The sequence below is a fragment of the Olsenella uli genome (genome assembly GCF_016899935.1).
Taxonomy (GTDB): Bacteria; Actinomycetota; Coriobacteriia; order Coriobacteriales; family Atopobiaceae; genus Thermophilibacter; species Thermophilibacter uli_B.
Genome location: NZ_JACJJK010000006.1, coordinates 104,093 through 127,849 on the forward strand (window position 1 = coordinate 104,093; position 23,757 = coordinate 127,849).

Genomic DNA, 23,757 nt, shown 5'->3' on the forward strand with positions numbered 1-23,757 from the left:
GCGACGCGGTCTTCCCTACAGCGCCTCCAGCTCCGCAAGCCAGAGCGTCGCGCAGGCGTCCGACGGCATGCGCAGGTCGCCGCGCGGGCTCACGGCCGCCGAGCCCACCTTGGGCCCGTCCGGCAGGCAGCTGCGCTTGAACTGCTGCGCGAAGTAGCGGCGATAGAAGACCTTGAGCCAGGAGAGGATCGTGGTGTCGTCGTACTTCTCGCCCAGGGCGTAGCGGGCCAGGCGGTAGACCTTGGCCGGGCTGGTCCCGCGGCGCAGCACCTCGTAGAGGAAGAAGTCGTGCAGCTCGTAGGGACCCACGAGGTCCTCGGTCCTCTGCGCGATCTGGCCGTCGCCCGTCGCGGGCAGGAGCTCCGGCGAGACCGGCGTGTCCAGCACGTCGAGAAGAACGGTCCTCTCGGCCTCGTCCCCGCAGGTGTCCGCCACGTAGCGCACGAGGTGGCGCACCAGCGTCTTGGGCACGCTCGCGTTGACCGCGTACATGGACATGTGGTCGCCGTTGTAGGTGGCCCAGCCGAGGGCCAGCTCGGAGAGGTCGCCGGTGCCGATGACCAGGCCGCCCTCCTGGTTGGCCACGTCCATGAGGATCTGCGTGCGCTCGCGGGCCTGGGAGTTCTCGTAGGTGACGTCGTGGACGGCCTCGTCGTGGCCGATGTCGGCGAAGTGCTGGCGCACGGCGGCCGCGATGCTGACCTCCCGCAGCTCTGCGCCGACGGTCCGAGCGAGCTCGCAGGCGTTGTTGTAGGTGCGGTCCGTGGTGCCAAAGCCCGGCATGGTCACGGCCACGACGCCCGCGCGGTCGAGCCCGAGCAGGTCGAAGGCGCGCACGGTCACGAGCAGGGCGAGCGTGGAGTCCAGCCCGCCGGAGAGGCCGATCACGGCGCGGCGGGAGCGCGTGTGCGCGAGGCGCTTGGCGAGACCGTGAGCCTGGATGGCAAAGACGTCCTCGCAGCGCTCCGCGCGGCGGGCGGCGTCGGACGGCACGAAGGGGTGCGGGTCCACCCAGCGCGTGAGCGGGGTCTCGCGCACGGCGACGTCCGCGCCGAGGGAGAAGGACGCCACGGCGTAGCCAGCCGCCTCGGGCGAGGGCGCGGCCTCGAAGGAGGACATGCGGGTGCGCTCCTGGGCCAGGAGGCGCACGTCGACCTCGGAGACGGCGCAGCCGCTGCCGAAGGGCGCGCCCTCCGCGAGCAGGCGGCCGTTCTCGGCCACGAGGTCGTGTCCGGAGAAGACGAGGTCCTGCGTGGACTCGCCGGCGCCGGCGCTCGCGTAGACGTAGCCGCAGACGAGGCGCGCGCTCTGGCCGCGCACCAGCTCGCGGCGGTAGTCCGCCTTGCCGACGACGGCGTTGGAGGCGCTCAGGTTGCAGATCAGCGTGGCGCCCGCCTGAGCGTGCGCGACCGAGGGCGGGGCCGGCACCCAGAGGTCCTCGCAGATCTCCGCCGCCACCACGAGCTCGGGAAGCTCCTCGCAGGCGAAGAGCAGGTCCGTGCCGAAGGGGACGTCCGGGTTGCCGGCGAACGAGACGAGCGTGACCTCGGCGGGGCCGGGGACGAAGTGGCGGCCCTCGTAGAACTCGTTGTAGGTGGGGATGTGCGTCTTGGGCACCAGGCCCAGGACCTCCCCGCGCGAGACGGCCGCCGCGCAGTTGTAGAGCTTGCCGCCCGCACGCATGGGCACGCCCACGAGCAGGAGCGCGTCGAGGTCGGCGGTTCGCGCGGCAAAGTCCGCGAGGCCGCGCTCAGCGGCGCGCAACAGCGCCTCCTGCCAGAAGAGGTCCTCGCAGGTGTAGCCCGTGATCGCGAGCTCCGGCAGCACGATGACGACGGCGCCGTCATTCTCGGCGGCCCGGCGCGCCGCGGCCATGCAGGCGTCCACGTTGAAGGAGACGTCCGCCACGCGAACCTCCGGCGTCACCGCCGCGACCTTGACGAACCCATCCCTCATCTGCGTCCCCTTCTCGCGCGACGCGCCTGCGGGCGCGCCGCCCTTCTCGCCGACCGCCAAAATCGTACCATGCGCGCCGTCCGACCACGCGTTGACGCGAGCGCGACAAACTTGAAAGTCGCATACTTAGGCCATCCGAACGAGAGGAGTCTTCATGTTCTGTCCCAAGTGCGGCAACCAGCAGCCCGACGGCACGCGGTTCTGCGGGGTGTGCGGCGCTCCCCTGGGCGCCCCGACCACCGGAGCGCCCGCCGGCGGCGCCCCGACCCCGGGTCCCTTCGTGCCTCCCCAGCAGCCCTTCTCGCCTGCGGGCGCGCGGGGCGCGTCGGGCGTGAACGTCTACGGCCTCATCGCCGCCGTCGTCGCGGTCCTGGCGGTCGTCTTCCTCAACCAGCCGTGGCTCACGGTGTCGGGCTTTGGCGCGTCGATGGAGCTGACCGTCGGCCAGATGAACGACTACGTCGGCCGCCTGGCGGGCCTGGCGTCGTCGTTCGGCGGCAGCAGCAGCTCCGAGGTCGGCATGGTCACGTTCTTCCTGGGCCTGCTCAACGTGCTCGTCATCGTGTCGATGATCGTCTGCGTGCTCTCCGCCGTCGTCCGCGTGGCCGCGCTCGTCCCCTCCCCTGATGTCCAGGGCCTCGTGGCGAAGGTTCCCGCCGCCCTCCACACGGCAGCCGGCTCCCTCGTCTGTCTCGACGTCCTCCTCTGGCTGGTGGGCCTGATGATCGCCGCTGAGGGCCTCGAGGCGTTCGAGGTCGTGGGCGCTGGCACCTACCTCTCCCTCATCGCCGGCGTCGCGCTCATCGTGCTGAACAACCTCGCCGCCAAGAAGTAGCTTCCTGCAAGTCCGGACGCAAAAGGGGCGCCGCCGCGCGAAGCAACTGCTCCTTCGCGCGGCGGCGCCCCTGTCTCTCGGCGCGTCTTCGACCGGTCGCTACCCCTCGAGGTAGCGGGCGAGGAACTCGCGGGTGCGCGGGTGCTCGGGCGCCGTGAAGATTTTCGACGGCGCACCCTTCTCGGCGATGACGCCCTTGTCCATGAAGACGACCTCGTCGGAGACGTTCTTGGCGAAGGCCATCTCGTGCGTGACCACGACCATCGTCATGCCCTCGGCCGCCAGTCGGCGCATGACCTCCAGCACCTCGCCCACGATCTCCGGGTCGAGCGCCGAGGTGGGCTCGTCGAAGAGCATGAGGTCAGGCTGCATGCAGAGGGCGCGCGCGATGGCCACGCGCTGCTTCTGGCCACCGGAGAGGTTGTTCACGTCCGCGCGCGCGAACTGCGCGAGGCCCACGGACTCCAGGTGGCGCAGAGCGACCTCCTCGGCCTCGGCCTTGCCCATTTTCTTGAGCGTCACGGGCGCGAGCGTGCAGTTGTCGAGCACGTTCATGTTGTTGAACAGGTTGAAGCCCTGGAACACCATGCCGATCTTCTCGCGCAGGCGGTTCACGTCCACGTGTTCGGCCGCGAGGTCGGCGCCGTGGAACCACACGTGGCCGGCGTCGGGCGTCTCGAGCAGGTTGATGCAGCGCAGAAGCGTGGACTTGCCGGAGCCCGAGGCGCCGATGATCGTGACCACCTGACCGGGCATGACGTCGAGGTTGATGTCGCGCAGGACCTCCAGGCTGCCGAAGGACTTGCGCAGGCCCTCGATGCGGACCATGGGCTCGGCGGCCGTTGTGGCGGCGCCTGCCGTTGCGGTGTGAGACATGCTAGTGCTCCGTCCTGTCGTTCTCGGCCTTGATGAGCTGCGCCTTCACGGGCTGGTCCGACGTGCTGCCGACGGCCTCCATCTTCACGTCAAAGCGGCGCGCAAAACGCCCGAGCAGCCACGACGCCACCATCGTGAGGATGAGATAGGCCACCGTGGAGATGAGGGCCGTCTGGAACTGCTGGTAGTAGATGCCGGCCACGGTGGTGGTGGCGAACATGAGGTCAAACGTGCCGATCACGGAGAGCACCGACGAGTCCTTGATGTTGATGACGAGCTCGTTGGAGAGGCCGGGGATCGAGTACTTGATGCCCTGCGGGAAGACGACCTTGGCCATGGCCTGCCACTGCGAGAGGCCGAGCGAGCGCGCCGCCTCCGCCTGACCCTTGTCCACCGACTCGATGCCGCCGCGCAGGACCTCCATCATGTAGGCGGTGGAGTTGAGCGTGATGGTCACCAGGCCGGCGAGAAACGTCGTCCAGATGCCGTTGATCTGCGTGGTGGTGAGCGCCGTCATGCGCAGGATGCCAAAGACGCCGTAGTAGATGATCATGGCCTGGACCATCATCGGCGTGCCGCGCACCACGGTGGAGTAGACCTTGGCAAAGCCCGAGCCCACGACCTTCCAGAAGCGCACGAAGTCGTTGTCCGGCCGGTCGACGGTCTGGATGCGCGCAAAGACCAGCAGCAGCGCCAGGAAAAACGCGATCACGGTACCAAAGACGGCCAGCTCGACGGTGGTGACAAGACCGGTGAAGAACGTGTCGCGCCCCTGGTAGAGGATGTAGCACATGCTCTCCAGCATGGGCTCCGGGCGCTTGGGGTTGGCCATGCTGGCGGCCGCCACGGCCACGTTCCAGGCGGAGGCCACGCCCATGACCACGCGGTCCACAAAGAGCACGAGCACCATCGCCCAGACCACGTAGGACGCGCAGCGCAGCACGCGCCGCACGGCGGGCTTGGCAAACGGCGAGACGGACGCGTAGTCGCGCCACTTGACGAGCTTCACCACGAGCGCGACGGCGCTCACCACGAGCCATGCCACGAGCAGGTAGTACATCACCAGCTCGACCGTGAACGCCTGGGCCAGAAAGCTCATCGCGGGGCGCGGCGAGCTCGAGAGCAGCATGCCCACGAAGGCCGCCGCGCTCGTTCCGAGAAGAACGTAGCGATGGTCGTCAAGGAAGAACGAGGCCACGCGACCGCGCGGTCTTCTCGTCGTCGGCTCTCCTGAGGGGGCAGAGCTCATGTTCTCTCTCCTTCTCGTTTCATGCGTGCGGGCGCACGCCGTCACCTGCGGCGTGCGCCCCTCATCTTACGTGATTGTGTGCCGTCGCTACGCGGGCTGACGGTCCATGCAGTCGTTCCACATCTGCTGGCGCTCGTCCTCGGGGATGCCGCCGATGATCTCGTTGATCTTCTCAAGCGCCGCGTCCTGGCCCTTGGCGATGGCCGCGTTGTCGGGCATGACCGAGCCCTCGAACTTGTCGGTCATCTCGAGCTCCACGAAGTCGGGGTAGGTCTCCAGCAGCTTGGGCACGGAGAGCATCGAGTAGGTGATGACGTCGCTCGTGCCGGAGGCGAGGCTCTCCACGACCACGGGCACGGTCTCGCCCGGGGTCATGTGGTTGATGTCGGGGATCTGGTCGATCACGGTGTCGTACATCGTGGCGGCCTGGCCCATGATCGAGGCGCCCGCGAGGTCGGCGAAAGTGGTGGCGCCGGCGTAGGCGGAATCCTTGGTGGTAATCATCACGATGTCGTCGTCGATGTAGGAGTCGGAGAAGTCCGCGGACTGCGCGCGGTCGGGGTCGACGGACATGCCGGCGCAGACGATGTCGATCTGACCGGTGTTGAGCGCGTCGATCAGGCCGGCAAAGTCGAGCTTCACGGCCACGGGTTCCATGCCCAGGCCCTCGGCGATCATCTTGGCCACCTGGACGTCGTAGCCGTCGGCAAAGGCACCGGAGACGTTCTCGATGGGGATGGTGTACTCGGACTCCTCGGAGACCTGCCAGTTGTACGGGGCGTAGGCCGCCTCCATGCCAACGCGCAGGGTCGCGCCGTCGCCGAGCGTGGCCTCGCCGGCGTCGGCGGCCGCGTCGTCGATCGCGGCGTCATCGGTGGTGGCATCCTGCGCGGCGGGGCCGCAGCCGGAAAGGACCATCACGCCTCCCATGCCCGCCACGAGGCTCGAGAGCTTGAGGAAGTCGCGGCGAGAGACTCTGTCAGATACGTACACGTGCGGGGTGGCCTTCATGGTGGTTCCTTTCCCTTGTGTGGTAATCCCCTTCCGCGCGACGCAACCGGAGGGGACCCATTCCCCTCCCCCTTGCAAGCGGGCCGCGGCACACGGCCCGATGCGAGAAAGTTACGCGCACGTCAGCAGAATAGCGTGGGGCGAGAAGGACCGCGAGCTGATAGACTGCTGAGAAACACCGCCGTAACGGGTCGCCCAGGAGGCCTTCATGGACCAGGAAACCTACGACGCCTACGTCGCCATTCTCGAGGAGGAGCTCGTCTGCGCGATGGGCTGCACCGAGCCCATCGCCGTGGCCTACTGCGCCGCGCTCGCACGCCAGACGCTCGGAGCGCTGCCCGAGCGCGTGGAGGTGGCCGCGAGCGCCAACATCATCAAGAACGTGAAGAGCGTCGTCGTGCCCAACACGGGCGGCGCACGCGGCATCGAGGCGGCTGCCGCGGCGGGCGCGGTCGCCGGAGACGCGGACGCCCAGCTCGAGGTCCTGGCCGGCGTCACGCCCGAGCAGATCGAGGAGATGCATGCGTTTCTCGCCGAGCACGAGGTCGCCGTGGCGCCGAGCGAGCGGCCGTGGATCTTCGACATCCAGGTGCGCGTCTCGGCCGGCGGCCACACGGCGCTCTGCGAGATCGCCGGCTCGCACACCAACGTCATCCGCGTGGAGCGCGACGGCGAGGTCCTTCTCAGCGAGCCCTTCGAGGAGACCGCAGGCGAGAAGGACGCCGGCACGGACCGCAGCTACCTCTCCATCGAGAGGATCGTCGAGTTTGCCGGCGCGGTGGACCTGGAGGACGTGAAGCAGGTCCTGGGCCGGCAGATCGCCTGCAACATGGCCATCGCGCGCGAGGGGCTCGAGGGCGAGTGGGGCGCCAACATCGGCAGCGTTCTGCTCTCCGCGTACGGCGACGGCGTGGCCAACCGCGCCAAGGCCTGGGCGGCCGCCGGCTCCGACGCGCGCATGGGCGGCTGCGAGCTGCCGGTGGTCATCAACTCCGGCAGCGGCAACCAGGGCCTCACGGCGAGCGTCCCCGTGATCGTCTACGCGCAGGAGCTGGGCGTCTCCCACGAGGAGCTGCTGCGCGCGCTCGTGGTGTCAAACCTCGTGACCATCCACCTCAAGACCGGCATCGGCCGGCTCTCCGCCTACTGCGGCGCCACGAGCGCGGGCGCGGGCGCGGCGGCCGGCATCACCTACCTCCACGGCGGGCGCGCGGACGAGGTGGCGCACACCGTGGTGAACGCGATCGCCATCGACTCCGGCATGGTCTGCGACGGCGCCAAGGCGAGCTGCGCGGCCAAGATCGCGAGCGCGGTGGAGGCGGGGCTTCTGGGCATGCAGATGCAGCAACAGGGCAAGCAGTTCTACGGCGGCGACGGCATCGTGGTCAAGGGCGTGGAGAACACGATCCGCAACGTAGGCGTGCTCGCGGCGCAGGGCATGCGCGAGACGGACCGGACGATCATCTCCCTCATGTGCGGGTCCGGCGCGTGCTAGGTCGCCATGGGGCGGCCGGGCGACAAGGTCCGGCGCTCGGACAGCTTGCCGCAAAACGCGCGGCAAGAACTCGCGGAGGGCCTTGTCGGCAAACCGCCGGTGGCGTTAGGCACCTTGGGCGAGAATCCTAGCCTGCACGTACGTCTGAGGTCGGCGCGACTACGAATCCCGAGTTACGCACGGCGAGAAGGGTGCGCAAGTCGGGATTTATGGTCTTTTGGACATGTTTCCCGAGCTACGCGCGCGAGGACATCAACCCGGGCGCGCGTAGCTCGGGATTCTTGGCGGACGGCGACGGGAGGATGCCCTCAAGCTCGAGAAGGGCCCGCTTGCGGCTGAGGCCGCCGGCGTAGCCGGTGAGGGAGCCGTTCGCGCCGAGCACGCGGTGGCAGGGAACGATCACGCTGATGGGGTTCTTGCCCACCGCAGCACCCACGGCGCGCGGCGACGAACCCAGCGCAGCTGCAAGCTCGCCGTACGTACGCGTCTCCCCGTACGGGATGGCGAGAAGCGCATTCCACACGCGACGTTGGAAGGCGGTGCCGTGCGGGGCCAGCGGCATGTCCGCAACATCGGGACGCCCGCCCGCGAAGTACGCGTCCAGCCAGCGGCGCGCGGCCGCCAGCGCGGGCGCCTCGGCCTCCACGTTCTTCTCGGCATCCTCCAGCCCACGCGCAAAGGAGCGCTGGCCATAGAACCATGCGCCCGTCAGGCTGGTATCATCGGCCGCGAGCAGCATCCGCCCAAGAGGGGACTCGTAGTCGCAGACGAACATCTCACTCCCACGTGGGCGGAACCGGGGCGTTGGGGGTGGCCCATGCTCCCAAAGGCGCGTTGGGGTCCGCGTCCAGCGTGAGGGGCGAGAAGGACCCGGCGTTGTAGCTCCGCAGGGCCGCGATGCCGATCATGGCCGCGTTGTCACCGCAGGCGCGCATGGGCGGCACGGTCACGCGCACGCCGCGCTTCTCGAGTTCGCGCTTGTACGCCGCGCGGAGTCCCGGGTTGGCCGCCACGCCGCCGCCGACGCAGAAGTCGGAGACGCCCGTCTCCTCCACCGCCGTCACGGCCTTGGCCACCTGCACGTCGATCACGGCCGCCTCAAAGCTCGCGGCAAGGTCGGGCAGATTGATGGCGCGCCCGGCGCGGTTCTCGCCCTCGATGTAGGTGATGACGGCGGTCTTGAGACCAGAGAGGCTGAACGAGTAGTCCCCGCTGTGCAGCATCGCGCGCGGGAAGTGAATGGCCTTGGGGTTGCCCTGCGCGGAGAGCTTGGAGATTACGGGGCCACCGGGATAGCCCAGCCCAAGCGCCTTGGCCACCTTGTCAAAGGCCTCGCCCACCGCGTCGTCGATCGTAGCGCCCAGAAGTACGTAGTCGCCCCAGGCGCGCACGTGGACGAGCATGGTGTTGCCGCCGGAGACGATGCTCGCCACGAAGGGCGGCTCGAGGTCCGGCGTCTCAAAGAGGTTGGCCATGAGGTGGCCCTCGAGGTGGTGCACGGCAATGAGCGGCAGGTCAGCGGCCGCGCAGAGGCCCTTGGCAAAGGCCACGCCCACCACGAGCGCGCCCACGAGACCCGGGCCCGCCGTCACGCCCACGGCCGCGAGGTCCGCCGGCGTCAGCGTGTCCACGCCAAAGTGCTCGCCGGCGCGCGCGAGCGTCTCCTCGAAGACGCCCACGATGGCCTCGGTGTGCTTGCGGGAGGCGATCTCGGGAACCACGCCGCCAAAGCGCGCGTGAAAGTCAATCTGCGTGGCCACGACGCTTGCGCAGACCACGCCGTGGCTGTCCGTCACGGCCATGGCGGTCTCGTCGCAGGAGGATTCGATCGAAAGGATGAGCGGACCGGCGGCGGCGAGCGCGGCCGTGGCCTCGGGCGTGCGCGACGCGGCCTCGATCGGCCACGGGCGGATGGACGGCGCCGGCTCCGGACGGCCGGTCGCGATCACGGCGTCCGCCGCGAGCGGCAGCGGGGCGCGCAGGATGAGGGCGTCGTGGCCGGCGCCGTAGTAGCCCGGGCGCCGCCCCTCCTCCGCGAGGCCGAGCGCGCCGTAGAGGGCACGAGCCGGCCCGTTCTTCTCGTCCACCTCAAGGGAAATCGTCTGCGCGCCGAGCATCTGCGCGTCGTAGGCCACGCGGGCAACCAGGCGCGTGGCGATGCCCTCGCGCCGGCGCGCCGCGTCCACGACGACCTCCTCGACCTCAAAGTCCGCCCCCGCGAGCACGCCGCCCGCAAAGCCGATGACCCGACCCTGGTCATGCGCGACCCACCAGCTGCGCCCGGGCTGGGAGAGCTCCTCGTAGAACATGCGCTCCGTCCACGGCGTGTGCGCGGAGCCCTCGTAGGCGGCGGCCTCGAGCGCGGCCACCGCGGCAGTGTCGTTCAGCGTCATCGGGCGCAGCTGCAGGTGGATGCCCGCGAGCGCGTCGTCCACGCCGGTGAGCTCCACGGTCGCCGGAGCCTTGAGGCCCAACCTCGTGCGCTCGGCCTCCTCGGCATCGGAGAGGCGCGTGTAGATGGGCAGGACCAGCGCCGGATCGCCGGGCTGCGCGGCGGGACCGTCAAAGACGCCGGCCTCCACGGCGGCGCGGAGCAGCCCCTCGCCGGTGGGATACCACGCCTCCTCGGGCGAGAAGGACGTCAGACCCGCCGCCTCAAAGCGCGCCCGGTACTTGACCAGGCCGTTGCCCGTGAGCGTGAGCTCGGCCGCGTCCGCGCGCTCCGCCCAGGCGGCCACGCAGGCGTCCGCCTTGAGCACGGTCTCCGCCGGAAAGGTGCGGTGCGCGCCGGCCTCGTCCAGCTCGTAGATGCCGGGGTAGACCTCGCCGCGCATGGCGTCTCCCGCCACGGCGAGCGTGCCGCGCGCGCCGGCGGCATGCGCGGACCACGCCATCGCATCGAGCGCCGAGGTGCCGTAGAGCGGCAGGCCCGCGCCGCACGCGAGGCCCTTGGCCGTGGCGATGCCGATTCGCACGCCCGTGAACGAGCCCGGGCCACGCCCCACGAGCACGGCATCGAGGTCGCCCATCGCAAGGCCCGCCTCGGCGAGCGCCTCCTGCGCCGTGGTCACAAGCTCCACGTTGGCTCGCCGGCGGCACAGGTGGTCGCGCGAGGACAGCACCTCCACGGCACCGTCCGCGCCCACGCGCCCGACGGCGCAGGCCAGCATGTCCGTGGACGTGTCCAGCGCAAGGATGATCTTCTCGGCCATTCACAGCTCTTCTCGCTCGGAGGTTCAACTCGTCTAGTGTAGTCAAATCGCAGCATGGCGGGAGCGCGCCATCAGCTGCACAAAAGGCCCGACTTGGCAGAGATGCGCGGGGTGGCGCGCACAAAGATGCCGACTTGGCAGAGAATCGCCTGCCAAGTCGGCTAGTTTGTGCAGTGGGCGAGAAGAACGCCCAGTTGGCGGCTCGCCCGGCAGGCCGGCGCCCTGCCAAGTCGGGCCTTTTGTGCAGACCGGCGGCCGAGTCTCTGCCAAGTCGGCAGTTTTTTACGCGGCGCCGTCCCCGCCGCCCATCTGGGCGTGCTCGGCGACAACCGCCTCGATGAGCTTCGCGAGCGGCCAGGCGCGGTTGACCTTGGTGAGCAGCGCCTTGTGCCCCACCACGCACCCCGCCTCGCGCGAGTGGGCGAGAAACTCGTTCACCTGCGCGTCCGTCAGGCCGCAGAGCAGCACGAACTCATCCGCCACTGGCGCCGGCCCGGCGTACGGCACGGGCGCCGGCCGGAACCCCGGCAGCCGCGCGAACGCACCCGCCGCGTCCCCCAGGCGCTCCGGCAATGCCGTCCGCGCCACCACGCCCATCTCGCGCAGGACCCCGCGCACCGCCGCGCCCTTCTCGCCAGAGGGGTCAAGCCCCCAGAGCACCGCGCACGGCACGGGCCCTGAGGGCTTGACCTTCTTCGATCGGGCGGATCCGGCGGCCTTCTTCCTGGGCCGGCCGGCCATTAGCCGAAGTAGCGCTCGAGCAGGCCCTTGAGAGCCTTGCCGTGGCGGGCCTCGTCACGAGCCATCTCGTGAACGGTGTCGTGAATGGCGTCGAGGCCGTTCTTCTTGGCGCAGGCGGCGAGCTCCGTCTTGCCGGCGGTGGCGCCGAACTCGCAGTCGACGCGCCAGGCCAGGTTGGCCTTGGTGTCGGCCTTCATGTTGGGCTCAAGCTCCTCGCCCAGCAGCTCGGCGAACTTGGAGGCGTGCTCGGCCTCCTCGTAGGCGGCCTTCTCCCAGTAAAGGCCGATCTCGGGGTAGCCCTCGCGGTGCGCGATGCGCGCCATGCAGAGGTACATGCCGACCTCGGAGCACTCGCCGGTGAAGTTGGCCTTGAGCTGCTCGAGGATGTAGGCCTTGTCCTCGTCGGAGATGTCGGGGTTGTCCTTCACGGTCTTGGCGTAGATGCCGTACTCGTGCTCGGCGGCGAGCTTGAGCTCACCCTCGACCTTCTCGAACTGGCTCGCGGGAGCCTTGCAGACCGGGCACTCCGCCGGCGGCTCGGCGCCCTCGTAGATGTAACCGCAGACCTTGCAGACCCACTTGTCCATCGTGAAACCTCCTCGTTTGTCGGTGGCGGAGCCGCGGCCCCGCCCCTCTCCTATGCACGCGGCTCAGGCGCTCGCCCGGGCCGTTGATGCCTCGTCCTGCCGCTCGGCCGCCTGGCACGCGGGGCACACGCCGTCGAACTGCAGCGTGTGGCCGCAGATCCGGTAGCCGGAGGTGCGCTCCGCCGCCCGCTCCGCGCCCTCGTCGAGCACGGGGACCATCACGTCGTCCACCCGGCCGCAGTGCGTGCAGCGCACGTGGTAGTGGGCGAACGTCTGGTGGTCAAAGCGGTCGGCGCCGTTGTTGATGCGGACGCGGCCGATCGCGCCCTCGTCGGCGAGCCTCCCCAACGTACGATAGACGGTCGCCCGTCCGATGCCGGGGTGCTCCGCGTGAACGGCCTCGTAGACGTCGTCGGCGGTGGGATGGTTGGCAAGGCGCCGCAGCGCACCCTCGATGACCTGGCGCTGCACGGTGTTTCTCGCTGGCATGTCCCACCTCCCTCTCGTCTGAGGGAATCATAGCATAGTGAGACTGAGTATCAACTGAGAATTTCTCTCATTTTCTGTCAAAGGGGTGCCAAAGAGGACGTGTTCCTTTTCACATAAAAGTTTTCTGTAAAAAAGAACCTGTCCCCAATTTACAGGCTGGCGAGAAGGGCGTCGCCTCGGGCGTCGTGCGCGACCAGCCGGACCTCGCGCGGGGGCTCCTCGCCCGGCGCGGCCTCATCGTCCAGGCGCGTCACGAAGACGTCCACGCGCGCGTCGCCGATCTCGTCAGCGAACTGCTCGCCCCACTCGATCACGCACACGCCGTCGGCGCCGAGCACGTCAAAGATGCCGGTGTCCTCCAGCTGCTCCGCGGAGTCGAGCCGGTAGAGGTCGAAGTGGCAGAGCGGCATCTCGGCGCCCTCGTAGACCATCTCGATCGTGAACGTGGGGCTCGTCACGTCGGCCTCCACGCCCATGCCCGCCGCGATGCCCTTGGTGAGCTGGGTCTTGCCCGCCCCGAGGTCGCCGGTCAGCACGAGCACGTCCCCAGCGACGAGCGCACGGCCCAGCCGCTCGCCCAGCGCGATCGTCTCCTCGCGCGAGCCCGTGCGAAAGCTCCGCTCGCCCATCTACGCCTCCGTCCCGGCCGGGTGCTCCGCGAGCCACGCGCCCACCATCTTGAGGTCCGCCTCCAGCAGCGGCTGCCAGTCCGAGTGGTAGATGCAGGCCGCCGGGTGGAACGTCGGGCACACGGTGAAGTGGCCGGTCTGGTAGAGCTGGCCGCGCAGCGACGTCACGCCCGCGCTCGTGCGCAGCACGAACTGCGAGGCGAAGTTGCCCAGGCACACGATCACGTCAGGCCAGATCGATCGGATCTGCTCGCGCAAAAACGGCGCGCAGGCCTCGATCTCCTCCGGCTTGGGGTTGCGGTTTCCGGGCGGGCGGCACTTCACCACGTTGGCGATGTAGATCTCGTCGCGCGTGAGGCCCGCGCAGCCGAGAAGCGCGTCCAGCTTGTGGCCGGCGGCGCCGACGAACGGCTCGCCCTGCAGGTCCTCGTTGCGCCCGGGCCCCTCGCCGATGAACATCACGCGCGCGTGCGGGTTGCCCACGCCGAAGACGAGGTTCGTGCGCGTGGCCCCGAGCGGGCAGAGCTGGCAGTTGCCCATGAGGTCGCGGATCTCCTGCAGCGTGACCTCGCGCGGCCCCTGATGCTCGTGGCCGGGTATGTGCATGACGGACATGAGGTCGAGCCCCCTTCTCTCGGCGGCGGTGCCACCTGCGGCCGTCCCCTTACGTGTAGATCTTCTCAAGTCTCATCCCAAAGTCGCACACGACCTCGTAGTTAATCGTGTTTCTCAGCCCGGCCATCTCCTCCGCCGTGATGCGCTCGTCGTCGTCCGCGCCCAGGACGGTGACCACGTCGCCGTACTCCACCGGCCGCGTGGGGCGATAGGAGCGCGCGCCGTTCACGTCCATTGCGAACATGAACTGGTCCATGCAGATGTTGCCCACCTGGCGGCAGCGCATGCCGTTGACGATGACGTCCATCTGGTTGGAGAGCTCGCGCGCGAGGCCGTCCGCGTAGCCGATCGGCACGGTGGCGACCTGGATGTTCTGCTTGGGCACGCGCCAGGTGAGCCCGTAGCCCACGCCGTCGCCCACGTTGGGGTAGACGACGCGCGTGACGCGGCCGCGCACGCTCATGACCGGCTCGAGGTCCAGGTAGGAGCGGGTAGCCTCCGCCGGGTGCAGGCCGTAGAGCCCGATGCCCACGCGGCACATGTCGAAGTGGCACTCCGGGTGCATGATCGTGCCCGGCGTGTTGTCGCAGTGGATGAGCCCCGTGTCCAGCCCGGCGCCGCGCAGGGCCTCCACGGTCTCGCGGAAGCGGTTGAGCTGCAGGGCAAAGTCCCAGTCGTCGGGCACGTCTGCGGTGGCGAAGTGGGTGAAGGTGCCCGCGCACTCCAGCCCCCGGTGGAAGTCGATCGTGCGGCGCAGCTCCACCGCGTCCGAGCGGCGCACGCCGATGCGCGTCATGCCCGTGTCCACGGCCAGGTGATAGCGGGCCACGCGGTTCTGCGCGGCGGCCGCCTCGCCCAGCGCGAGCGCGAAGTCGGCCGTGTAGACCGACGGCATGAGGTCGTGCTCCACGAGTGTGCGCACGCAGTCCACGGGCGGCTCGGAGAGCACGAGGATGGGCCACTCGATGCCGGCCTCGCGCAGGGCCACGCCCTCCGCGACGGTCGCCACGGCGAACTGGCTCGCGCCCGCCGAGTGCATGACCTTCATGCACGGCACAGCGCCGTGCCCGTAGGCGTCCGCCTTGACGACGCACATCATCTGGACGCCGCGCTCGAGCCGCCTCCTGAAGGCGGTCGTGTTGCGCCTCAGCGCCGCGAGGTTGACCTCGACCCACGACCAGCGGCTCTCCGGACCTTGGACCCTCTCCACGCTGCTTCCCCCTCCCGGCGCGCCGCGCTACTCCCCGGACGGGACCTCGGGGTAGGCGACGTGCTCGTCGACGGCATCGCTGGCGATCCCGATCACGTCGATGACGTCCCCCGCCATGACGGCACGCGAGCCGACGCGCTCCGCCGCGAGCGAGCCCGCATACGCGTGCACCTCGCAGACGTAGGCCGCCAGCAGCGCAAGATCGACGTCCTCGCCGTGCCGCTGCGCGAGGGCCGATGCCATCATACCAGCAAGCACGTCGCCGGAGCCCGCCGTGGCGAGCGCCGCGGGGCCGGGCTTGGGGAGCACGGCCTTCTCGACGCTCACGCAGGCCGTCGCCGTGCCCTTGCTCACGACCACGAGCTCGGAGCCGCCGTCGGACCACACGATCTCGCGCGCAGCGGCAAGCTGCTCCACGAGCGAGGAGGGCGCCGCACCGCCGCGACGGCCCACGAGCCGGCCGAGCTCGCCGCGGTGCGGGGTGAGCACGAGCGGGGCGTCCCGGCGGATGACCTCGGGAAGGCTGGGCAGAGCGCCGTTGGTGAGGCGCGCCAGGCAGTTGAGGCCGTCGGCGTCCACGACCAGCGGCACGTCGCACTCGAGCAGGGCCGAGACGATCGCGGCCGTGCCGCCGCTCACGCGCATGCCCGGGCCCACGAGCACCGCGCTCGCGCGCTCGGCGAGGGCACGGACCACGTCGCACGCCTCGGCGGTGAAGGTGCCGTCCGCGTCCTCGGACAGCGGGACGACGGGGATCTCCAGCAGGTGGGCCTGGGCGACCGGCGCGGCGGAGGCGGGCGTGGCCAGCGTCACGTAGCCGGCGCCCATGCGCGCCGCGGCACGGGCCGCCATGATCGCGGCGCCCGGGTAGCGGCGCGACCCGCCCACGACGAGCACCGAGCCGCGCGCGAACTTGTCCACCGAGGCGGTGCGCGGCGCCAGGGCGTCGAGGTAGTCGATGAGGTCGGTGCGCCAGGCGACCGGGTCCTCGTCGATCACGAGACGCTCGGTCTGCTCGGCGAGCGGCGCGACAACGATGGCGCCGGTCACGTCGCGGCCGTCGTCGGCGAGCAGGCCCGGCTTGAGGGAGAGCATCGTCACGGTCATGTCCGCAACCACGCACGGGCCCTCCGCGCGCCCGGTCTCGGCCGAAAGGCCGCTCGGCACGTCGACGGCGACCACGCGGGCGGCGCAGGCGTTCACGCACTCGATCCAGATGTCAAAGGGCGGCCGCACGTTGCCGTGAAAGCCGGTCCCCAGCATGCAGTCCAGGACGACGTCCGCCGTGGCGAGAAGAACCTCGAGCTCGTCGCGGGACGGCCCCACGAGCACCGAGACGCCCGCGCGCTCGGCGCTCTGGGCGACCTGACGGGCGAGGTCCCCCGAGAGCGCGTCCGGCTCGATCGGGCTCACCACCGTCACGTTGACACCGCGCGCGTGGAGGGCCTCGGCGGCGACCCAGCCGTCGCCGCCGTTGTTGCCCAGGCCCACGAGCACGACCACGTTCTCGACCTCGCCGAGCTCCAGGGACTCCCGGGCCGCCGCGAGCCCGGCGCGGCGCATGAGCTCGGCGACGCTCACGCCCTCGCGGGTGAGCGCCACCTCGACGCGCTTGACGTCGTCTATGTTCAGCACAGGCTGCATGTCTTCCGCTCCTTCTCGGGAGGTCACTCCCGGATCTTGTCCAGCTCACTCTCCTGTATGCGCTCGAGCTCGTCGAGGACGGCGCGCGCCTCCCTGAACGAGCTCGCGAGCGCGCGCTCGGCCTCGCGCCGGGCGTCCGGGGCGGGGCGCACGTCGTCGGTCACGGCGATCGCGTTGGCCACCGCGACGTCATGGGTGTGCGAGATGGAGAGCGCGATCTCCCGGATCCCCAGCTCGCGCGCGAGCTCGGCGGCGCGCCCGGTGAGCAGCGCCCGGGGCCGCCCGGCCTCGTCGCGCCCCACCGAGACGTCGCGGAAGCCCACGCCGTCCGCAAAGCCCGTCCCCAGCGCCTTGACCACCGCCTCGCGCGCGGCGAAGCGCGCGGCGTAGTGCTCCGCGGGACGGGCGGTCTTCTCGCAGTAGGCGCGCTCGTCCTCGGTGAAGACGCGCCGCACGAAGTTGGGGGTCCGTGCGAGCACGCGCTCCATTCGAGAGATCTCGAGCATGTCCACGCCGATGCCAGCCGTCGCCATGGGGCTACTCCACGGTGACGGACTTGGCGAGGTTGCGCGGCTTGTCCACGTCGCAGCCGCGGGCGCGCGCCACGTAGCGGGCGAGCATCTGCAGGTGCACGACGGCCACGATGGGCACGAGCAGCTCGTCGGCCACGGGCGGGATCCACAGGACGTGCTCCACGAGCGAGGCCACGGCCTCGTCGCCGTCGGTGGCCACGGCCACGCAGACGGCGCCGCGCGCGATGACCTCCTGGATGTTGGAGACCGTCTTGTCGTGCACCCGGTCCTCGGGGACGATCGCCACGACCGGGAAGCCCGGCTCGAGCAGTGCGATCGGCCCGTGCTTCATCTCCCCGGCGGGGTAGGCCTCCGCGTGCAGGTAGCTGATCTCCTTGAGCTTGAGCGCCCCCTCGTAGGCGGTCGTCGAGTTGACGCCCCGGCCGAGGAAGAGCGCCGAGTGCGCGCGACGGAAGACGGGCGCGGCCCGCTTGTCCTGCCAGGACCGGGAGATCACCTCGCGGATGAGGTCGGGCAGCGCGCGGAGGTCGCGGTAGTGGCGCTCCACCTCGGCGCGGTCCATCTCGCCGCGCGCCTGGGCGAGGCGCAGGGCGAGCAGCGCGCTCGCCACCATCTGCGCCGTGTACGCCTTCGTGGAGGCCACGCAGACCTCGGGGCCCGCTTGCACGTAGAGCGTGCCGTCGGACTCGCGCGCGGCCGTGGAGCCGAGCACGTTGGTGATCGCGAAGACCTTGCAGCCCATGCCCCTCATGCGGCGCGCCGCCGTGAGCGTGTCCGCCGTCTCGCCGGACTGCGTGATGATCACGCAGAGCGTGTTGGGCGTCACGATGACGTCCTGCTCGTAGTTGAACTCGGACGCGTAGTCGCAGATCACGGGCACCTTGGCCCAGGTCTGGATCAGCGTGCGGGCGATGAGGCTCACATGGTAGGACGTGCCGCAGGCGATGAGGTAGACGAGGTCGATCGAGGCGAGGTCCTCGCCGGTCATGGAGAGCTCGTCGAGGTAGATGCCCTTCTCGCCCAGGCGCCCCTCGAGCAGGCGCTCGATGGCCTCGGGCTGCTCGGCGATCTCCTTGGCCATGAAGTCGGAGTAGCCGCCGAGGGTCGCCGCCGAGGCGTCCCAGTCGATGTCGAGCGTCGTGGGGTGCTCCACGGGCGCGCCGTCCTCGTCGAAGACGCTCACGCGGCCGGAGGCCTCCAGGCGGGCGATCTGGCCGTTCTCGAGCTGGATGACGTGCGAGGTGACGCTTGCGAGCGGCGTCACGTCGGAGGCCGCGTAGGCGCCGGACTCCGTGGAGGCCACCACGAGCGGCGAGCCGTTGCGGGCGCAGACGATCTGGTCCGGGGCGTCGGCGCAGACGACCGCGAGCGCCCAGGAGCCCTCGAGGCGCCGGACCGCGTTGCGCACCGCCGCGACGAGGTCGCCGGCGGCCGGGCCCGCCCACGCCTCCTCGATGAGGTGGGCGATGACCTCGGAGTCGGTCTCGCTCACGAGCTCGTGGCCGGACCGCTTGAGATAGCCCCGCAGCTCGCGGAAGTTCTCGATGATGCCGTTGTGCACGATCGCGATGCGACCCGTGCAGTCGCGGTGCGGGTGGGAGTTGCGGTCGGTCGGCGCGCCGTGCGTCGCCCAGCGCGTGTGGGCGATGCCGGTGGTGCCGACGAGGTTGGCGGTCTCGCAGCGGTCCGCGAGGGTGGCCACGCGGCCGGCGCACTTGACGCCGTGCAGCTCGCCGTCCGTGCCCACGACCTCGACGCCCGCCGAGTCGTAGCCGCGGTACTCGAGCGTGCGCAGCCCCTCGATCAGGTAGCCCACGGCCTGGTCCCTACCGGTGTAGCCCACGATTCCGCACATGAGATCCCCCTTCCGGGCCGCGCCCTACGCGCGGAACGGCTCGAGCGCCTCGAGCACGATGGCGTTTGCCTGGTCGCAGAGCTCGTCGGTCGGCGCCTCGGCGAGCACGCGCACGAGCGGCTCGGTGCCGGAGGCGCGCACGAGCACGCGGCCCTGGCCGGCGAGGAACTCCTCGGCCCTCTTGACGGCCGCGAGCACGGCCGCGTCGCCCATGGCGGCGTCCTTGTCCGTCACGCGGACGTTCACGAGCTCCTGCGGGTAGAGCTTCACCGGCGCGGCGAGCTGCGAGAGCTTCTCGCGCTCGGCGCGGTAGACCTCCATGATGCGCAGCGACGTCATGATGCCGTCGCCGGTGCACTCGATGTCGCCGAAGATGATGTGGCCGGACTGCTCGCCGCCCAGGCTGTAGCCGTTCTCGCGCATGCAGGCGTAGACGTTCTTGTCGCCCACCGCCGTGGTCTCGTAGGAGAGGTGCGCCTCGTCGAAGGCCTTGAACAGGCCGTAGTTGCTCATGACCGTAGGCACCACCGTGCCGGCCGTGAGGCGGCCGTGCTTGTTGAGATAGACGCCGCAGATGTAGAGGATGAGGTCGCCGTCCACCACGTTGCCGCGCTCGTCCACGGCCAGGCACCGGTCGGCGTCGCCGTCGTAGGCAAAGCCCACGTCCAGGCCCTGCTCCACCACGTGGCGGCGCAGGCGGTCGATGTGGGTGGAGCCGCAGTCCACGTTGATGTTGAAGCCGTCCGGCGCGTTGTTGATCACGCGGACGTCGGCGCCGAGCGCGTCGAAGACCGGCTTGGCCACGGAGGACGCGGCGCCGTTGGCACAGTCCAGGCCCACCTTCACGCCCTGGAGGGAGAAGTTCGCGCTCGCGATGAGGTGGGCGATGTAGCGGTTGCGGCCCTGCATGTAGTCCACGGTGCAGCCGATGGCGTCGCCCGTGGCGAGCGGCACCTCCACCTCGCCGTCGATGTAGGCCTCGATAAGCTCCAGGACGTCCTCGTCCATCTTGAAGCCCTCGCCGTTCACGAGCTTGATGCCGTTGTCGGTGTAGGGGTTGTGGGAGGCGCTGATCATGATGCCGCAGTCGAAGCGGCCGTCCACCGTCTCGTAGGCCACGCCCGGCGTGGGGATGACGTGCAGCATGTAGGCGTCCGCGCCCGAGGCCACCAGGCCCGCGACCAGCGCGGACTCGAACATGTAGCTGGAGCGGCGCGTGTCCTTGCCCACGACGACGCGGGCCTTGCGCTCCTGGCGGGCGCCGTAGTACCAGCCCACGTAGCGACCGATCTTGAAGGCGTGGTCAACCGTCAGGCCCTTGTTGGCCTCGCCACGAAATCCGTCCGTGCCAAAGTACTTCATTGCAACCCCCTGAGTGGTCTTGGCATAAAGACCCACCCATTGTTGCACAACCCCGGGCACGGGCGCGGTCGGGCGGTTCTTCTCGCCCGCATGACGGCAAATCTACGCAAAAGGACCCGCCGCAGCTGCGACGGGTCCCAACAACGCAAAACCTGGCGAGAAGCGCTAGCGCTTGGAGAACTGCGGGCGCTTGCGGGCCTTCTTGAGGCCGTACTTCTTGCGCTCGACGGCGCGGGCGTCACGGGTGAGGAAGCCGGCCTTCTTGAGGTCCTCACGGTACTCGCCGGCGTCGAGCAGGGCGCGGGCGATGCCGAGGCGCAGGGCGCCGGACTGGCCGTTGATGCCGCCGCCGTCGAGGTTGGCGAGCACGTCAAAGCGCTCGGCGGTCTCGGTCAGGCGCAGCGGGGCCAGCGCGTTGTCAACGAGCTGCTGACGGCCGAAGTACTGGATGGCCTCGCGGCCGTTGACGACGACCTTGCCGGTGCCGGGCACCAGGCGAACGCGGGCGACGGCCTCCTTGCGGCGGCCGGTACCGGTGTAGACTACGGTGTTCTCAGCCATCGGTTAGGCCCTCCAATCGATCTTGACGGGGTTCTGGGCCGTGTGCGGGTGCTCGGGGCCGGCGTAGACCTTGAGCTTGGTGCCCTGCTTGCGGCCGAGGGTGGTCTTGGGGAGCATGCCCTTGATGGCGTGCTCGACGACGCGCTCGGGGTGCTTCTCCATGGCCTCGCGGAAGCTCTCGAGCTTGAGGCCGCCGAGATAGCCGGAGTAGCGCCAGTACTGCTTGTGGTCGGCCTTGACGCCCGTGAGGACGACCTTGTCGGCGTTGATCACGACGACGAAGTCACCGGTGTCGGCGTTGGGGGTGTACTGAGGCTTGTTCTTGCCACGAAGAATCATGGCGGCGGTGGTCGCCAGACGGCCGAGCGTCGCGCCCTCGGCGTCGATGAGCACCCACTTGCGCTCGACTTCGCCGGTCTTGGCGAACTGAGTCGACTTCTTCACTTGACTCCTCCTACGTGCCTGCTGAGATGACGGCTTCTGGACAAGCCGCCGCGCTTTTGTCAGAGATTACGGGGCTCTGTGGAAAAGCTGTAAGAGTATAGCGCAACGCCGCGTCCGGCAGCCTGTGATTTTTCCGCACACAACCTGCACAGACGCGCCCGCCGACACGCCCCTCGGCCGGGCGGGCGGCGGTCTAGAATTGTGGCAACCATCGTCGCGCCAGAGGAGGACCCGATGATCTACACCGTCACGCTCAACCCCGCCCTCGACAAGACCGTCCACATCCCCAACTTCACGCTCGACGTGGTGAACCGCATCACCGAGCTGCGGCGCGACGCCGGTGGCAAGGGCATCAACGTCTCCAAGGTCATCGCCAAGCTCGGCGGCACCTCCGAGGCCGTGGCCGTGCTCTCCGGCGACACCGGCAGCTGGATCGCCGGCGCCCTCAAGGAGGCCGGCATCCGCGTGAAGGCCTTCCCCGCCAACGGCGAGACCCGCACCAACCTCAAGGTCATCGACCCCGAGCAGGGCACCCACACCGACATCAACGAGCCCGGCCCCGAAGTCACCGACGCCATGCTCAAGGAGATGCTCGACGTGCTGGCCGAGGAGGTCTCCGAGGGCGACTTCGTGGTCCTGTCCGGCAGCCTCCCCGCCGGCGTGGACCGCGGGACCTACGGCACCTGGACGCGCACGCTGCGCCACGCGGGCGCCCACGTCTACCTCGACGCCGACGGCGACGCCCTCGAGGCGGGCCTCAAGGGCAAGCCCTTCTTCACCAAGCCCAACAACCACGAGCTCTCCGCGCTCGTGGGCCGCGAGCTCACGACCGTCGACGAGATCGCCGCCGCCGCGCGCGAGCTGGTCGAGAAGGGCGTGGAGCGCGTCGTGGTCTCCATGGGCGGCGAGGGCGCGCTGCTCGCCACCGCTGACGAGACCTGGCACGCCTCCTCGGTGCAGGTGCCCGTGGGGTCCACCGTGGGCGCCGGCGACTCCGTGGTGGCGGCCTTCGTCTACGCGGACGCGCAGGGGCTCGGCATCGAGGACTCGCTGCGCCTGGCCATGGCCACCGGCGCCGCCAACGTCATGGAGTCCGGCACGCAGGCGGCCGAGCGCTCCGTCGTGGACGGCCTCGTCGACCGCGTGGAGATCACGCGCCTGGCGTAGGGTCAGGCACGGGCCCCCTAGAAATCGCCGCCTTTGTCGCAGGGCCTTCTAAGAATCCGGGTCCTTGTCGCAAGGCGTTCTAAGAATGTGGGTCCTTGTCGCAAGGTTTTCCCAAAAGTGCCGACCTTGTCCCCGCGCAGGCGGACAAGGCCGGCTTTTCTTGGACGAAAGCGTGCCAAGGTCGGCGATTCCCGGATGACCGGAAGCCAAGGGCGGCGATTCCCGGAAGCCCCGGGGACAAGGCCGCGAATTCGTAGACGCCTCCGTGACAACGTCCCACTTTTCTGGATCCTCCCCGGGCGAGAAGAACCCCTAGCCGAGAAACGCCTCGATCTCCGCGATCCGCTCGGTCGCCTGCCGGCGCCCGGCCACGTAGAGCGAGAGGAGCGACTCGCCGTCGCGCGTGGACGACCCCACGCTGACCGGCTCCTCGGGTGCCACGACCAGGCACCGCCCCTCGCGCTCGAGCTCCCAGAGCCGCTCGCGCTGGGCGTTGTAGCGCTCGGCGCGGGTGCGCAGCGCCTCCAGGTAGTAGGGGTAGCGGTCGTAGCGGTGCGAGCGCAGCGCGATCTGCTCTCCGGAGCCCGCCTGCTCGCGCACGAAGCCGCGGTCCTGCGTGAGCACCACGAGCGCGCGGTCGGCCGCCGGCCGGCCCGCCACCTCCGGCGCGTCCGGAAGCCCCAGCGCCGCCGCAAAGGGAATCGAGTCCGTGGTGCCGCCGTCGAGGTAGCGGTGACCGTCGATCTCAACGAGGCGGCTCACTGTGGGCAGCGAGGCCGAGGCGCGCACGCGCTCCAGGTCCTCGGGGAAGCGCTCCACGCGCAGGTAGTCCGGCGTGCCGAACGTCACGTCCGAGACGACGACCCACAGCGGGATCTCGCTGGCGTTGAACGTCTCCACGTCACAGGGATCCAGGTGGTTCTGCACCTCGTCGTACATGAAGTCCGCTCCGGCCGCGTCGCCCGTCGTGACGAACGACCACAGCGACATGAAGCGCCGGTCGTCACGAAAGGCCAGGATGTCGCGCATGGTGCGCCCGATCTGGCGCGAGCGGAAGTTCGCCGCGTTCACCGCGCCGGCCGAGACACCCCAGATGCTCGAGAAGCCGTAGAGCTCACGCTCCTGCAGCACGTCGAGCACGCCCGCCGTGAACATCCCGCGAAACCCGCCGCCCTCCAGCACGAGCGCCGGTGCGACTCCGCCGTTCTTCTCGTCTGACATGGTGCCTCCCAACGTCTGGATATGACAGCGGCCGCAGGCCCAAGGGGGCCGACGGCCGCGAAGCG

The 23,757-nt window shown here is 69.8% G+C and carries 22 protein-coding genes; 3 read left to right on the forward strand and 19 right to left on the reverse strand.

The annotated features are described in order from the left end of the window. Nucleotides 1–15: 15 nt before the first annotated feature. On the reverse strand, nt 16–1,956 hold the full coding sequence (locus H6A07_RS06955; protein WP_204814210.1) for an NAD(+) synthase: 1,941 nt from the start codon (nt 1,954–1,956) through the stop codon (nt 16–18). Between the two features lie 154 nt (nt 1,957–2,110). Between H6A07_RS06955 and H6A07_RS06960 the strand changes: the two genes are divergently transcribed. Continuing rightward, nucleotides 2,111–2,791, forward strand: a complete 681-nt coding sequence (locus H6A07_RS06960; RefSeq protein WP_204814211.1) for a zinc ribbon domain-containing protein — start codon at nt 2,111–2,113, stop codon at nt 2,789–2,791. Between the two features lie 99 nt (nt 2,792–2,890). On the opposite strand, the gene H6A07_RS06965 is transcribed toward H6A07_RS06960, so the two are convergent. The 3 genes from H6A07_RS06965 to H6A07_RS06975 form a co-directional block, all read right to left on the reverse strand. Continuing rightward, entirely contained in the window at nt 2,891–3,667 is a 777-nt protein-coding gene (locus H6A07_RS06965) for an amino acid ABC transporter ATP-binding protein (protein ID WP_275100622.1), read from the reverse strand. A 1-nt stretch (nt 3,668) separates the two neighbouring features. Beyond that, nucleotides 3,669–4,916 carry an amino acid ABC transporter permease gene (locus tag H6A07_RS06970; protein WP_204814212.1) on the reverse strand — a complete coding sequence of 416 codons (1,248 nt, stop codon included), beginning with the start codon at nt 4,914–4,916 and terminating at the stop codon, nt 3,669–3,671. An 87-nt stretch (nt 4,917–5,003) separates the two neighbouring features. After that, on the reverse strand, nt 5,004–5,927 hold the full coding sequence (locus H6A07_RS06975; protein WP_204814213.1) for a transporter substrate-binding domain-containing protein: 924 nt from the start codon (nt 5,925–5,927) through the stop codon (nt 5,004–5,006). Nucleotides 5,928–6,135: 208 nt separating this feature from the next. Between H6A07_RS06975 and H6A07_RS06980 the strand changes: the two genes are divergently transcribed. Next, nucleotides 6,136–7,422, forward strand: a complete 1,287-nt coding sequence (locus H6A07_RS06980) for an L-cysteine desulfidase family protein (RefSeq protein ID WP_204814214.1) — start codon at nt 6,136–6,138, stop codon at nt 7,420–7,422. A 235-nt stretch (nt 7,423–7,657) separates the two neighbouring features. On the opposite strand, the gene H6A07_RS06985 is transcribed toward H6A07_RS06980, so the two are convergent. From H6A07_RS06985 to rplM, 14 genes are all read right to left on the reverse strand, one after another. Further along, the gene (locus tag H6A07_RS06985) at nt 7,658–8,197 is read right to left on the reverse strand and encodes a methylated-DNA--[protein]-cysteine S-methyltransferase (RefSeq protein WP_275100623.1); all 540 of its coding nucleotides are present in this window, start codon (nt 8,195–8,197) and stop codon (nt 7,658–7,660) included. 1 nt (nt 8,198) lies between these two features. Continuing rightward, nucleotides 8,199–10,634 (reverse strand): tRNA (adenosine(37)-N6)-threonylcarbamoyltransferase complex transferase subunit TsaD, encoded by a 2,436-nt coding sequence (tsaD, locus tag H6A07_RS06990; RefSeq protein WP_204814215.1) that lies wholly within the window; start codon nt 10,632–10,634, stop codon nt 8,199–8,201. A 282-nt stretch (nt 10,635–10,916) separates the two neighbouring features. Further along, entirely contained in the window at nt 10,917–11,375 is a 459-nt protein-coding gene (locus H6A07_RS06995) for a DUF3783 domain-containing protein (protein WP_204814216.1), read from the reverse strand. After that, on the reverse strand, nt 11,375–11,962 hold the full coding sequence (locus H6A07_RS07000) for a rubredoxin-like domain-containing protein (protein ID WP_204814217.1): 588 nt from the start codon (nt 11,960–11,962) through the stop codon (nt 11,375–11,377). The genes H6A07_RS06995 and H6A07_RS07000 overlap by 1 nt, the downstream gene beginning before the upstream one ends. A gap of 63 nt (nt 11,963–12,025) precedes the next feature. Beyond that, nucleotides 12,026–12,451: a Fur family transcriptional regulator gene (locus H6A07_RS07005; protein ID WP_204814218.1), complete on the reverse strand. Its 426-nt coding sequence runs from the start codon at nt 12,449–12,451 to the stop codon at nt 12,026–12,028. Between the two features lie 149 nt (nt 12,452–12,600). After that, a complete protein-coding gene (gene tsaE / locus H6A07_RS07010; protein WP_204814219.1) occupies nt 12,601–13,080 on the reverse strand; it encodes a tRNA (adenosine(37)-N6)-threonylcarbamoyltransferase complex ATPase subunit type 1 TsaE in 480 nt (159 codons plus the stop codon). Then, the gene (locus tag H6A07_RS07015; RefSeq protein ID WP_204814220.1) at nt 13,081–13,695 is read right to left on the reverse strand and encodes a uracil-DNA glycosylase; all 615 of its coding nucleotides are present in this window, start codon (nt 13,693–13,695) and stop codon (nt 13,081–13,083) included. A gap of 49 nt (nt 13,696–13,744) precedes the next feature. Continuing rightward, nucleotides 13,745–14,905, reverse strand: coding sequence for an alanine racemase (gene alr / locus H6A07_RS07020; RefSeq protein WP_204814221.1), 1,161 nt, complete (start codon nt 14,903–14,905; stop codon nt 13,745–13,747). 27 nt (nt 14,906–14,932) lie between these two features. Then, entirely contained in the window at nt 14,933–16,549 is a 1,617-nt protein-coding gene (locus H6A07_RS07025; protein WP_204814222.1) for an NAD(P)H-hydrate dehydratase, read from the reverse strand. A 23-nt stretch (nt 16,550–16,572) separates the two neighbouring features. Then, entirely contained in the window at nt 16,573–17,082 is a 510-nt protein-coding gene (acpS, locus tag H6A07_RS07030; protein ID WP_204814223.1) for a holo-ACP synthase, read from the reverse strand. Between the two features lie 4 nt (nt 17,083–17,086). Then, the gene (gene glmS, locus H6A07_RS07035; RefSeq protein WP_204814224.1) at nt 17,087–18,937 is read right to left on the reverse strand and encodes a glutamine--fructose-6-phosphate transaminase (isomerizing); all 1,851 of its coding nucleotides are present in this window, start codon (nt 18,935–18,937) and stop codon (nt 17,087–17,089) included. Nucleotides 18,938–18,961: 24 nt separating this feature from the next. Next, nucleotides 18,962–20,299, reverse strand: coding sequence for a phosphoglucosamine mutase (glmM, locus tag H6A07_RS07040; protein WP_204814225.1), 1,338 nt, complete (start codon nt 20,297–20,299; stop codon nt 18,962–18,964). Nucleotides 20,300–20,464: 165 nt separating this feature from the next. Next, complete coding sequence (gene rpsI / locus H6A07_RS07045; RefSeq protein WP_075577179.1) at nt 20,465–20,860, reverse strand: 30S ribosomal protein S9; 396 nt, start codon at nt 20,858–20,860, stop codon at nt 20,465–20,467. A 3-nt stretch (nt 20,861–20,863) separates the two neighbouring features. Next, a complete protein-coding gene (gene rplM / locus H6A07_RS07050; protein WP_204814226.1) occupies nt 20,864–21,304 on the reverse strand; it encodes a 50S ribosomal protein L13 in 441 nt (146 codons plus the stop codon). A 234-nt stretch (nt 21,305–21,538) separates the two neighbouring features. Between rplM and pfkB the strand changes: the two genes are divergently transcribed. Beyond that, nucleotides 21,539–22,471, forward strand: a complete 933-nt coding sequence (pfkB, locus tag H6A07_RS07055; protein ID WP_204814227.1) for a 1-phosphofructokinase — start codon at nt 21,539–21,541, stop codon at nt 22,469–22,471. A 312-nt stretch (nt 22,472–22,783) separates the two neighbouring features. Here the strand turns inward: pfkB and H6A07_RS07060 are convergent, their stop codons facing one another. Further along, a complete protein-coding gene (locus H6A07_RS07060; protein ID WP_204814228.1) occupies nt 22,784–23,692 on the reverse strand; it encodes a patatin-like phospholipase family protein in 909 nt (302 codons plus the stop codon). Between the last annotated feature and the right edge of the window lie 65 nt (nt 23,693–23,757).